The organism is Candidatus Nitrosotalea sp. FS (assembly GCF_011319475.1).
GTDB lineage: Archaea > Thermoproteota > Nitrososphaeria > Nitrososphaerales > Nitrosopumilaceae > Nitrosotalea.
Genome location: NZ_RCMC01000199.1, coordinates 1 through 12,649, shown reverse-complemented (window position 1 = coordinate 12,649; position 12,649 = coordinate 1). Strand labels below are relative to the sequence as shown.

8 protein-coding genes and 5 pseudogenes are annotated in these 12,649 nt (G+C 38.9%); 9 read left to right on the top strand and 4 right to left on the bottom strand.

The annotated features are described in order from the left end of the window. Window positions 1-911: 911 nt before the first annotated feature. The gene (locus DYY66_RS07335) at window positions 912-1,664 is read right to left on the bottom strand and encodes a methylenetetrahydrofolate reductase (protein WP_166287584.1); all 753 of its coding nucleotides are present in this window, start codon (window positions 1,662-1,664) and stop codon (window positions 912-914) included. Window positions 1,665-1,793: 129 nt separating this feature from the next. Here DYY66_RS07335 and DYY66_RS07330 point away from each other — a divergent pair. From DYY66_RS07330 to DYY66_RS07305, 7 genes and pseudogenes are all read left to right on the top strand, one after another. Then, a pseudogene (locus DYY66_RS07330) lies at window positions 1,794-2,513 on the top strand (homocysteine S-methyltransferase family protein); the annotation flags it as partial. Between the two features lie 93 nt (window positions 2,514-2,606). Continuing rightward, a pseudogene (locus tag DYY66_RS07325) lies at window positions 2,607-2,840 on the top strand (homocysteine S-methyltransferase family protein); the annotation flags it as partial. Between the two features lie 32 nt (window positions 2,841-2,872). Further along, window positions 2,873-3,996: pseudogene (locus tag DYY66_RS14570) on the top strand (dihydropteroate synthase); the annotation flags it as partial. Between the two features lie 63 nt (window positions 3,997-4,059). Further along, entirely contained in the window at window positions 4,060-5,466 is a 1,407-nt protein-coding gene (locus tag DYY66_RS14565; protein WP_394352607.1) for a vitamin B12 dependent-methionine synthase activation domain-containing protein, read from the top strand. Between the two features lie 32 nt (window positions 5,467-5,498). Next, the gene (locus DYY66_RS07315; protein WP_166287581.1) at window positions 5,499-6,071 is read left to right on the top strand and encodes a CoA pyrophosphatase; all 573 of its coding nucleotides are present in this window, start codon (window positions 5,499-5,501) and stop codon (window positions 6,069-6,071) included. Window positions 6,072-6,125: 54 nt separating this feature from the next. Beyond that, the gene (locus DYY66_RS07310; protein ID WP_148694356.1) at window positions 6,126-6,284 is read left to right on the top strand and encodes a 50S ribosomal protein L39e; all 159 of its coding nucleotides are present in this window, start codon (window positions 6,126-6,128) and stop codon (window positions 6,282-6,284) included. A 1-nt stretch (window position 6,285) separates the two neighbouring features. After that, complete coding sequence (locus tag DYY66_RS07305; RefSeq protein ID WP_166287578.1) at window positions 6,286-6,828, top strand: 50S ribosomal protein L31e; 543 nt, start codon at window positions 6,286-6,288, stop codon at window positions 6,826-6,828. Window positions 6,829-6,891: 63 nt separating this feature from the next. Here DYY66_RS07305 and DYY66_RS07300 read toward each other — a convergent pair whose 3' ends face one another. The 3 genes from DYY66_RS07300 to DYY66_RS07290 form a co-directional block, all read right to left on the bottom strand. Continuing rightward, entirely contained in the window at window positions 6,892-7,845 is a 954-nt protein-coding gene (locus tag DYY66_RS07300) for a cell division protein FtsZ (protein ID WP_166287575.1), read from the bottom strand. A gap of 74 nt (window positions 7,846-7,919) precedes the next feature. After that, window positions 7,920-9,188 carry a tRNA (N(6)-L-threonylcarbamoyladenosine(37)-C(2))-methylthiotransferase gene (locus tag DYY66_RS07295; protein WP_166287572.1) on the bottom strand — a complete coding sequence of 423 codons (1,269 nt, stop codon included), beginning with the start codon at window positions 9,186-9,188 and terminating at the stop codon, window positions 7,920-7,922. Window positions 9,189-9,191: 3 nt separating this feature from the next. Further along, window positions 9,192-10,553, bottom strand: a complete 1,362-nt coding sequence (locus tag DYY66_RS07290) for an aspartate ammonia-lyase (protein ID WP_166287569.1) — start codon at window positions 10,551-10,553, stop codon at window positions 9,192-9,194. A gap of 136 nt (window positions 10,554-10,689) precedes the next feature. Here DYY66_RS07290 and DYY66_RS16285 point away from each other — a divergent pair. Both DYY66_RS16285 and DYY66_RS07280 read left to right on the top strand, forming a co-directional pair. Further along, window positions 10,690-11,811 (top strand): annotated as a pseudogene (locus tag DYY66_RS16285) (multicopper oxidase domain-containing protein); the annotation flags it as partial. A gap of 659 nt (window positions 11,812-12,470) precedes the next feature. Next, window positions 12,471-12,649: pseudogene (locus DYY66_RS07280) on the top strand (3-phosphoglycerate dehydrogenase); the annotation flags it as partial.

Here is a 12,649-nt window from a genome sequence, read left to right as displayed (position 1 = left end):
TGTGTAGCATCATCATATTTGGTATCTACCACAGAACCTGAAGTGAGATATACGAAATTGTATGGTTTGCCATCTTTGATCACTGATACTGGCATAGTTGGATCAGCACCTACCACAAAACAGCTATAGTAACTTACCATTGAGGCATGTTGTGGATCCGGATACATGGAAAATGCAATTTTTTCTCCTGGGCTCATTTTCTCAATTGTCTCAACGCTCTTTCCAACATCCAAAAATTTACCATCTTTGCCGTATATTGCTGCGTAAACCCTCANCTCATTTTCTCAATTGTCTCAACACTTTTTCCAACATCCAAAAACTTGCCATCTTTGCCGTATATTGCGGCATAAACCCTCACTCCGTAAGCAGTAGATGTGTCATTGTTTGTGATAAAGCCAGTCTCATGACCATCGGCATGTTTTTTCAATGTCTTGTCATAGATGATCTCAATATCTGTTGAATTGTGATTTGTCACAACAAAACTGATTTGAGGTTTTTCAAGTGTGGCATTTTTCCCTTCTACTTGTAGTATTTTGATGTTAAACGGAATGTCTTTTTGAGAATTTACCGTTGATAGAGTATAACTTTCTGACACTGTCTTGTCATTGTCTCTTACATTGATTGTAATTGTTGGAATTATCGCACTGGCTTCAGTGTTTTTGACTGCTCCAATGACTGTGTAGGTACCATTTGCATTGTAAAATCCCATAAACTCGTTATCTGGAATCCATACACTGGCAGACGCAGAATGAGCTGTGATGATACCAAGTCCGATTAATGTTGCAAATATGGATAATGTAACAAACAATCGCATGTGATGATGCTCAATTGTGAATTGCTCTTTAATTTTAATCTAGATGCTAATTTTCATCTCTGATGTACAATTCTCGTACAAATTTGGTGTAACTATTCTAGAGCTTGTGCAAGAGATCCAATGCACCTGTAAAGTCATTTGGAGAGCTTATCAATACATTTCCTGCAATTTTGTCTATCTGTTTTACAAATCCTACCATGTCTTTGCTATATTCTGACCAGTCAAGATTTAACATCTGGGCAGATTTTTTGTTCTTTTCAGATGATAACAACACACAAGGAATTATTCGAAATCCTTGAGGTTTTAGCTTGTCAACCATTCTGGTGACTTGGTCTATTGAGCTTACTACTTGAGTGACAAACCCTTTTGGTTGGGACTCTATCTTCTTATGCATCTTTTCAAAATCTGGATTGCTTGAAATTGAAAGATACATGTCAATTCTTTTTCCAAAACCCTGTTCATTGAACTGTCTTACTATGTCACTTGGAACAAGACCTGAATCTTTTGGACCTGATGGGGGAGTGTCTCCCTTGAGAACAAGAACTCCGTTTAGATTCAATAAAATGGCATCACACACTGTCTGAGTAATTGATGTAACATTTCGGTCACGAACACGTATGCTGGCAGTAATTCTTATTTTGCTGTTAGAGTTTCTTATGAAAAATCCAGCTGTAATTGGAGATACTCTGGGAATCCCAAGAACTGAATCTGTAAGGTGAATTCCATCGCTTGCTTGACCAATCTTAGTAGCCCTTTCCTTTAGTCTCTCAACAGACTCTGAGAGCTGATCATGAGATAATATGGTATCCTGAATAACCTTTGGTGGATTTATCTCATAGATTATAGTCATAATTGACTGTCCTGACTACTTGATTATAACCTTTGAAGGGACTCAGGGTATATCAAAACAAAACAGAATTAAATTGATGATGCTCTCTATGAGCTGTACTTGACTGAAAAAATTCCATTAGATGTTTTGATGAAACAAAAAATTGTACTCTTTGATGGTGCAATGGGAACTGAGATCCAAAAACTAAATCCAAAACCCGAAGATTTTCCAGACGGCAAGGAAGGATTCAATGATGGACTCTCATTTACAAGACCTGAATGGATAAAAAAAATTCATCGATCATATCTACAGGCAGGTGCAGACTGTATTGAAACCAACACATTTGGCTCAAACAAGCTAAAACTAGACGAGTATGGGTATGGAGACCAGACACTAGACTATAACAAAAAAATAGCACAACTTGCAGTCAGTGTAGCACAAGAGTTTACAGACAAACCACGATATGTTATAGGTTCCATGGGTCCAACAGGTTTTCTTCCAAGTTCAAATGATCCATCTCTTGGACAGATAAAACTTGACGAAATCCGAGAAGCATTTGAGATCCAAGCCGAGGGTCTCATACTCGGTGGTGTTGATGCATTATTGATTGAGACAAGTCAAGACATTTTGGAAGTAAAGCTTGCAATTGAAGCATGTCACAATGCATTTAAAAAAACTGACAAGAGGGTTCCAATAATTGCAAATGTTACACTAGACAAGTATGGTAAAATGCTTCTTGGTACCAATGTTCAAGCTGCATACACTACAGTATCTGAAATGGGAATTGATGCATTTGGTCTGAACTGTTCCACAGGTCCTGCTGAAATGATCTCTAGTGTGCAATGGTTAAACGAACAGAATTCATTACCANCGTACACTACGGTATCTGAAATGGGAATTGATGCATTTGGCCTGAACTGTTCCACTGGTCCCACTGAAATGATCTCTAGCGTGCAATGGTTAAACGAGCAGAATTCGTTACCGTTACTTGTCGTACCAAATGCCGGAATGCCTGAAAACCGAGGTGGCAGCGCAGTCTATAAAATGGAGCCAAAAGAGATGGCAAACATAATGGCTGATTTTCTAAACCAGTATCCAAATGTGAGGATAATTGGGGGGTGCTGCGGCACAAATGTTGATCATATCTCATTTCTACGTAAAGTAATTGACGAAAAGGCTACAGGAAATAACCGCTAGGTATTTAGAAAAAGATCTAGAGAACGATGCTGTTGAAAACTCCCAGAGTAAGTTCTGCATTAAAGGCTGTTGACCTACGACAAAATCCTGCGCCTCTGATAATTGGAGAGAGGCTAAACGCCCAAGGATCTAAAAAGGCAAAGGAATGTGTACTAAATGACAATTTTGAGGAATTGGTAAAACTTGCAAGAGATCAAGTTGAAGACGGGGCTCACTGTCTTGATGTCTGTGTTGCAACAACAGAACGCTCAGACGAACTTGAATTTATGAAAAAACTTGTAAAATTATTGAGTCTTGAAATTGATGCACCGCTAGTAATTGATTCAACCGAACCCAAAGTGATTGCGGCTGCACTGGAACAAATTCCTGGAAAACCTGTCATAAATTCCATAAATCTTGAAGGTGATGGAAGTAGGTTTCACTCACTTGCGCCCTTGATGGTAAAGTACGGAGTTCCTGCTGTTGCCATGTGTATTGGGCCAAAAGGAATGGCAAAGACTCCTAGAGAAAAACTAGAGACTGCAGAACTCTTGGTTGAGACCGGAAAAAAATATGGTCTGACTGAAGAGCATTTCATTTTTGATGTACTTACATTTACCTTGGCTACTGGAGAAGCAGAATTTTTGGATGCTGGAAAAAATACTTTGGAAGGAATTCGTCTTGTCAAGGAAAAGTTTCCAAATTCATTTACAACACTTGGACTGAGCAATGTCAGTTTTGGACTTTCTCCTCGTGCAAGAAAGATTCTAAATGCAGTATTTTTGTATCATGCAGTAAAATATGGACTTGATACTGTAATCATTAATCCAAAGGATGTCATACCGTATACAGAGATTGACGACAAAGAAAAAAAACTTGCAGAAGATCTAATATTTAACAAACATCCAAATGCACTAGCGGACTATATTGCATATTTTGAAAACACCAAAGGAACTGTGCAGACTACAAAGAAAGTAGATGTAGACCCAACTTGGCCTGCTGGAAAACGAGCAAACTTTAGGATAGTAAACCGATTACGTGATGGAATAGAAAACGATGTGGTCAGTGCAATTGCAGACAAAATCACTGCCAAGTTTGGCCTTGTGGAAAAAAATGGTAGACTGGAGATTGATGCCACACGGGACATGACTCATCAGGCTGCTATTGTGACACTAAANTCACTGCCAAGTTTGGCCTTGTGGAAAAAAATGGTAGACTAGAGATTGATGCACCAAGAGACATGACTCATCAGGCTGCTATTGTTACGCTTAACGAGGATCTTTTACCTGCAATGAAAGAAGTAGGTGACAAGTTCGGTTCAGGAGAACTAATCTTGCCGTTTGTGCTCAAGTCTGCAGAATGCATGAAGGCATCTGTTGCAGAACTTGAAAAATATCTGTTAAAAGAGGAAGGATCAAGCAAGGGACGATTGGTACTTGGAACAGTTTATGGTGATGTTCATGACATTGGCAAAAATCTTGTAAAGACAATCTTTGAAAATAATGGATATACTGTATATGATCTTGGCAAGCAGGTGCCAATGCAAAAATTTATTGAAAAAATCGAGGAAGTAAATGCTGATGCAATTGGTCTTTCTGCATTATTGGTATCAACATCAAAACAGATGCAGTACTTTGTGGAACATGCAAGAAAGAACAACATGAAAATTCCTGTTCTTTGTGGAGGAGCTGCAATCAACTCTAACTATATCAATAGAGTTGCAAAGGAAGGTGGAATTTACACTTCGGGTGTATTTTACTGCAAGACAATGTTTGATGGATTAAAAATGATGGATAAACTAGTGTCACCTGAAAAACAACAATTTATCCAAGAGTGGCATGAAAAAATTGAAAAATGGAAGGAGCCAACTTTTGAAAAAGTAGAGGTATCAGAATTTGCTCACAGTGGAATTGTTCCAGTGACGCCGCCAGTTTGTACTAATTTAAATAATGTAATTCGATTGGAGCCAAAAGACATTGATCTCAATGAAATCTGGAAATATCTAAACAAAAAATCACTGTTTGTTTTATCATGGGGAGTTAGGGGTCAGTCTGCCAAGGATTCAGAACAGGAACATGAGGTATTGTTCCAAGAGTGGAAAAAGAAGATAGTTGATGAAAAATTATTTGAACCAAGTGCAGTATACGGTTACTTTGCATGCCACAACAAAGATGGAAAACTGGTAGTAGACCATCCAAATGGTGAGAAATTATTATTTGATTTTCCACGTTCCTCAAAATCAAAACATCTCTGTCTTACCGATTATTTTGGAAAGGATGACGTGGTTGCATTTCAAGCAGTTACCGTGGGGACTAAAGTATCTGATCTGATAGACAAATGGAATAAAGAAGACCGATACACTGATGCTTACTATCTACATGGGATTGCAGTAGAGACTGCAGAGGCAATGGCAGAATGGATAAACCACAAAATTAGAGAAGATCTCAAAATTGGCGATAAACGAGGATTGCGATACAGCTGGGGATATCCAAGCTGTCCGGATGTATCCCAACATCATATTGTGTGGAAACTGTTAGAGCCACAAAAATCTGGCATGACTCTTACCGAGGCAGGTCAAATAATTCCTGAACAATCTACCGCTGCCATTGTTGTTCATCATCCTGAAGCTGAGTACTTTACTCTATAGTAATACATATCACAAAATGATAAAAGACAATAATGAATCGTGACCATAACAAAACATTGGATGCTGCAAATCTAAAACAGATCTTGTCAAGTGGAATAGTTGCAGAACCTCCAAGTGGCTCTAAAAATAAAATTGCGGCAGTCATGATAATTGTATTTGGTGATGAGCCTATGGTACTAATGACTGAGAGACCAAAAACAATGAATCATCATGCAGGTGAGATATCCTTTCCTGGTGGAACCTGGGAGGAAAAAGATAATGATCTACTTGAGACTGCAATCAGGGAGACAAGGGAGGAATTGGGGATAGATATTTCACGGTCAATAATTGTTGGGCAGCTAAAGCCAGTTACAACCCTAAACTCTGGTTTTACGATAACTCCATTTATTGCAATACTGGATAAACTGCCAAAAATTTTGACAAATTCTGAAATTGCTTCGGTTCTGAGAATTCCATTGCTTTCACTTTTACAAACAATTGAAAATGACAAGGATCCATTACACAAATCGATCCTAGAGATGCATACTTTCAAGTTTGAGACTCATTTGATCTGGGGAGCATCGGCAAGAATGCTAAAACAGATACATGACAAGATATTGTCCTAGAGTCTTTCATGTATCTGAGATTCATTTAAAAAGAGGCTAAAATGTCAAATTTTTATGGCTGCCCGCAAGTCAACTCCAAGAAAGAACAGATTGATGAAGAAGATAAAACAGAATTCGTCTGTACCAGCTTGGATAATTGTTAGGACAAAGAGAAGGGTGAGAACCAATCCTAAGAAAAGACAGTGGCGCAGAACAGATGTGAGTGTTGGATAAAATGTCTACTGAATCAATAGAAAGAATTTACACTATTAACCTTGGAAAAGTACTCTTGTCACCAAACAATCAGAGGGCAAAGAGAGCAATCAATATGATAAGAGAATTTGCTACAAAGCACATGAAATCTGAAAATGTCAAAATTGAAGAAGAGATCAGTCACTTGGTTTGGGCAAGGGGCATCAGACATCCTCCAAGAAAGATACGAGTAAAGATTACAAAAGATGATGGTAACGTTATTGTCTCAAAGTACCAAGAAGAAAAGAAAGCAGAAGAGGTCTCCAAGAAATCTGACAAAAAGTCTGATGACAAAAAGAAGACCGGCAAGAAATCTGATGACAAACCAAAGAAAGAGGAAAAGAAAGTAGAAGAAAAGAAAATAGTAGAAGAAAAACCAAAACAAGAAGAAAAGAAAGCAGTAGAAGAAAAGAAGGTTGAAGAAAAGCCAAAGAAAGAAGAGAAACCAAAAAAGGCTGAAGAAAAACCAAAATCAGAAGAAAAGAAAACAGAATCCAAGGCAGAAAAAAAGCCAAAGAAAGAATAGATTCTAAATTTTAATCTGCTGTATTTGTAATGTAGTGCAAAAATTATTTTTGTTGTTAGAACTTTATTCTATTTGATCTAAATTAAGATCAATCTTTACGCTTGCATCTGGTTCATCCCAGTCAAGCACATTCTCTTTTGGTATGAATCCTAGTGGATCGTACTTGTCAAAGCGTGTCTCGCCCTCGATTGAAGTGAGTAGTACCACTTTGGAGGTTTCTCCTGCTGTCACTGACATGCTTACTCTGGTACTGTCATTTCCAAAGATTCCGCTTATGGTATTTACCATTGAATTCAAAACTCCTACTGGTACTTTGTTTCCACCTACTACGTACATTAATGCGCTCTTGATGCTAGTTGATGATGCATCTTCATACAGCATCTTGATGGAATCTCTAAGAGAAGTTTCCACATCTGGAATGTCTTTGCTGGTTGAAAGTATGCTTGTTTCAAGTGGTAAAGATGAATTCTTTAGAGTGGATATTACGTGCAACAAGGCAGAATTTGTTATGACATTACATGCATCTGGAGTAAGATCTGGATTGCTCTCTAGCAATGCATCGTTGTCTATTATTACAGTGCAATCAGAATTTGTCTTTAGTCTCTTAAGGGATACTCCTGAGAAGAATATTCTGTCTTTTTCAAACTTGAATGGCATGATTCCAAAGGAGAGTATGCTCTTTCCTGCCTCTTTGCCTATCTGTGACACCACTGGTGCAAGTGCAGCCCCTGATTTTCCTGCTAGATTGGCAATAACCATTATGGTTGAATATCCATCAATCTTCTCCTCGATTGATCCTCTGGCACCAAATGAGACACCCCTTATGAGGTAAGCTGACGGATTCAAGATAGGACTGGTATTAATCAAAATCTTTGATGTGTCATGGTTTAGATCTCTTGCATCATGGCTTATCAAGAGACAATCATAGCCTAGTTTTTCCTTTATGTTAACGGCAAGTTTGCATCCTGCTCCACCTAGACCTATAATCAAAACTGGATCTTTCATCTGAAATTCCATGACTTATTGTTGCTTACAAAATTGATTAAAAAACTTTGTTGCTTAGTTTTGATCCAAGATCGGATCTAAAATATTTAGCTCGTTATACTGCCATACAGACCATTTGGTGCTGCTCCATCGATCTTTACAATGGCCTTTTGTCCAAGTTTTACCTTGTTCTCTGTAACTATCTGCTTGTATGCAAAATTCCTTCCCTTTGTTATTCCATCTGATACCTCATCAAACAAGACCTCGCCCTTCCAACCTATCCACTCTTCATTTCGCTGCTGTGAGATCTCTTTTGCGATATCAAAGACTATCTTGCTTCTTCTCTTGACCTCTGACACATCGATCTGTTGCATCTGAGATGCCTTGGTGCCAGACCTTGCACTGTATCTTGAGAGGTTTACAACGTCTGGCCTTGTCTCCTTTATCAGATCTACAGTCTTGTCAAAGTCTTCCTCCGTCTCTGTAGGAAAGCCCACTATGATGTCCGTAGCAATGGTGAATCTGTCAAATCTCTTCCTAAAGGCAGAGTTTACATCATGAAATATCTTTGAGGTATGTTGTCTCTTCATGTCTCTTAGGACCTTATCACTGCCACTCTGAACTGGAACGTGAAGAAATTTGAAGACTTTGTCATTTGTAAAACTCTCCAATAATTTGCCTTGAATTCGCGGAAGATACATGGGATTCATCATTCCTACACGTATCATGAACTCATGTTCTACTTCTGAAACACTATGTACCAATTCAGGCAGGCTAGAACCAATATCCAATCCATAACAACCATTGTCAGTTGAGGTAAGCCAGACCTCCGCGCAACCGTCCTCTATTTCATGTCTTACCTGCCTTACAATGTCTCCTACACGATAGCTTGCTAGATCTCCTTTTGCTATCTTTGTCTGACAAAATGTACATTCACTCATACACCCACTTGCTATCTCGATAATCCCTACTGCTGGATTCAGCCTGACTTTTGGAAGTCCTACCTTGCTGACATCAGTATCTGAAAGCTCTATCTTTCTTACTCCGTTTAATGCAGAAGTGATAACCTCCAAAGTTTTTCCAAGAGAGTTCGGTCCAAGCAAACTTGCTTTTGGACTAAACTTTTCTACAGTTGTTTGTTCTGCCTTGGGAAGACAACCTGCAACAACAAGTGGGTTTGATCTTAATTTTTTTATTCTATGAACCATCTTGTGTGCAGTGACATCTTTCACAGAACAAGTAACTATCACACTAAGATCTGAATCTTTTTCATTTTCTGCAAGTGTGTGACCACCATTTACAACAAGACCTGATATCATTTCAGAATCTGCAAAACTTGCAGAGCAACCATATGCTTCTACCCAGATCTTTGCCATTGTTTATCCAAGCAAGGCCTTTACTTCTTTTTCAGTCAACAGTCCTTTTGAGATAACAAGTTGCCTGATTGTTTTTCCTGTCTTGAGGGATTCCTTGAATAAATCTGCAGAGACCTGATATCCGATCTTTGGAGTAAGAAGAGTTACTATGACTGGACTGTTTTCTATGTATTGGCTAAGCTTTGTTTTGTTTGCAGTAAGTCCCTCAATCAGATTTCTTGAAAATATTGGAACAAAGTTTCTTAGCATATCCATAGAATCAAGAACTGATTTTAGCATCACTGGAAGCATCACATTGAGTTCAAACTGGCCTGCTTGTGCGGCAAGTGCTACCGTAGAGTCTTTACCAATTATATCAAAGCATACCATGTTCATACATTCTGCAAGAGATGGGTTCACCTTGCCTGGCATGATTGAAGAGCCTGCATGAACTGCAGGAATTCCAATCTCAGATAGACCCGCAACAGGTCCTGACGCCATCAATCTGATGTCATTTGATATTCTTCCAAGCTCTAATGCCAAATTTCTAAGAGATGATGAAACTCTTGCAACTGCAAATCTGCTCTCAAGTCCAAACTGCATATCTTGTTCTGGTTTGAGTGGGAGTTTTGATATTTTTCCAAGCTCAGATATTGCAAGTGTTCTGTATCCTTTTGGAGTGTTTGCACCGGAACCCACTGCTGTTCCTCCAAGTGCAACACGTTCTAATTCTTTCTTTGATTCAACGATTGCATCACGTGCTCTTGCTATTGCTGTAGCATATGCTGCAAACTCACTTCCAAGAGTTACAGGAAGTGCATCCATCAAATGGGTTCTTCCAATTTTTTGATAACTTGAAAATTCTTTTGCCTTTTTGGTTAACGTCTTTACAAGTTCGTCAATTGCAGGTATAACCTGATTTACATCAAATAAAATTGCAACATGCATTGCAGTTGGAAATGTATCATTGCTTGACTGTGACATGTTTACATGATCATTTGGATGTATGACTTCATAGTTTCCTTTACTTTTTCCAATTATTTCTAGTGCGATATTTGCAATTACTTCATTTGTATTCATGTTAAATGCTGTTCCGGCACCAGAGTTGATTGCTTCTACTACAAACTGATCAAGATGATTTCCTGAAAGAACCTTGTCACAAGCCTTGATTATAGCATTTCCTCTTTTTGCATCAAGTGCTTTTACTTTCATGTTTGCTACTGCAGCTGATCTTTTGATCATCACAAATGCCATGATAAGATATGGATGAGATCTCTGTCCACTTACGTGATATTGTTTTATTGCTCTTGCCGTAAAAGCTCCATAGTATGCATCTATTGGAATCTCAACTTTGCCCAACGAATCTGAGTCTGTTCTAAACTTCACGCCAAAACTAAAATTAATTTTCCTAATATGCATTCGCATTTTTAAAATTAAGAGTAATGTAAAATCTCAAGAATCTGCGAATTTCTCAAGAAAACACCCAATAAGTTAATATATTTAGATTTAAACATCCGAAACGATGAACAGACGATACAGTATGATGTCTATTGCCGCAGTAGTGGCAGTAGCAGGATTATTGTTCGCAAGCACATATTCACAGACTCAGATGACTGCATCTAGCCAGAGTATTCCAAGTGCAACAGCACAGAACTCTGTACAGACAGTCAATGACATGGGCGGTATCCAGTTCCAAATGCCAAGTGCATTTGCACAGATACCAGCGGATCAAGTTGATACCATGGCCGCACAGGGACGTCATGTAGTAGATGTACAGTTGGTTGCTCAAAGCGTCGACTTACCTATTATGGGCGGTGGAAAATACCACGCACTGACCTTTAACGGTCAAGTCCCAGGACCAACTGTAAGAGTTACACAAGGCGATATCGTCAAAGTAACACTTACCGTACCATCAACTGAATCAACACCACACTCCATAGACATGCACGCAGGTCAACTAAGTGCAACAAACTTTGGAGCTGTTAAGGTTGGTCAATCTGCAACCTATGCATTCATAGCTGAGGTTCCTGGTGCATTCAAGTATCACTGTGAAGGAGTCAATCTGGCATCAATGGACCAACATGTAATGTCCGGTATGTACGGAGTAACAATCGTTGATCCATTGGATGGTTACAAACCATTGATAGTAGACAAGACTGATACCCAAAGCGGTAAAGTCGTAGTCGTACATCAACGCTATGAAGCTGCCGCAAAAGAATTTGTGTTAGAGTACAACCAATTGTACTTGACCGCAGATGGCAGCTATGACCAAACAGCAATGTTCCTTCATAACACAACACAAACTGTTGTAAACGGAATGGCATTTGGTTACACACCAAACTCAGATATCAACAAGCTGATCAAGGGTGATCCAACAAAGAATGTCTTCCCAGTGCAACCTTGGAATGATCCAGCACTAAAACAATATCAAGGACATCCGTTATTTGTCGACCTTAATACTCACTACAGAATATTTGTAGTGAATCAAGGAGACATGCCAGTATTCTTCCACATTGTGGGTGGAATGTTGGACCGTGTGTCACAGGGTAACCATGTCGAAGCTCAAGGCTCACAGACTTGGTTAATTGGTGGTTCACAGGATGCAATCATTGATACTGTCTTTAGCAGCCCAGGCGCATATGTANCTTGGAATGATCCAGCACTAAAACAATATCAAGGACATCCATTATTTGTAGACCTTGACACACACTACAGACTATTTGTAGTGAATCAAGGAGACATGCCAGTATTCTTCCACATTGTGGGTGGAATGTTGGACCGTGTGTCACAGGGTAACCATGTCGAAGCTCAAGGCTCACAGACTTGGTTAATTGGTGGCTCACAGGATGCAATAATTGATACTGTCTTTAACAGTCCAGGTGCATATGTCGCAGTCAATCATGACTATGCAGCAATCTTTACAGGTGCGGCCACAGTATTTGTCGCAGGCGACCCATTCAACTTGGGATACAAAGCAGGCGATATGCCAAACCCATCTGACGCAGTACCTCCAGTCGGTATGAACTCCATTCCACAAAAGGAAATAGTTCATTGTCTATGTACTGATGATCAAGCAGCTGCAATTGCGAAATCAATGAGCGGGTAAACCCCCCAAATCTTTCTCTTTTTGTTTTGATTTTCTCTAATCTTGATTATGTGACAATTCTAATCTGTCAATATTTTCAACATGATCTGGGCAATGATTATATTCTGTAACTGATGGCCTTCCTTTATGTCAATGAACNCAATATTTTCAACATGATCTGGGCAATGATTATATTCTGTCACTGATGGCTTTCCTTTATGTCCATGAATCAATCTGTATTGATCTGTGATCAAGTGGCGCCTATTCTAAATGAAATATTGCAAAAAAACGGATTAAAGATAACATATGAGCCAGAGATTACACCAGATCAGATAAAAGAAAAAATTTCTAATTTTGATATAGTAGTAGTAAGAAGCAGAACTAAAATTACAAAAGA

What these genes read in the sequence shown, in the direction of transcription:
- DYY66_RS14565 (WP_394352607.1), top strand. Translation starts at nt 4,060, where the DNA reads ATGACTCATCAGGCTGCTATTGTTACGCTTAACGAGGATCTTTTACCT.
- DYY66_RS07300 (WP_166287575.1), bottom strand. Translation starts at nt 7,845, where the DNA reads ATGGAATTTCAGATGAAAGATCCAGTTTTGATTATAGGTCTAGGTGGA.
- DYY66_RS07310 (WP_148694356.1), top strand. Translation starts at nt 6,126, where the DNA reads ATGGCTGCCCGCAAGTCAACTCCAAGAAAGAACAGATTGATGAAGAAG.
- DYY66_RS07305 (WP_166287578.1), top strand. Translation starts at nt 6,286, where the DNA reads ATGTCTACTGAATCAATAGAAAGAATTTACACTATTAACCTTGGAAAA.
- DYY66_RS07295 (WP_166287572.1), bottom strand. Translation starts at nt 9,188, where the DNA reads ATGGCAAAGATCTGGGTAGAAGCATATGGTTGCTCTGCAAGTTTTGCA.
- DYY66_RS07335 (WP_166287584.1), bottom strand. Translation starts at nt 1,664, where the DNA reads ATGACTATAATCTATGAGATAAATCCACCAAAGGTTATTCAGGATACC.
- DYY66_RS07315 (WP_166287581.1), top strand. Translation starts at nt 5,499, where the DNA reads ATGAATCGTGACCATAACAAAACATTGGATGCTGCAAATCTAAAACAG.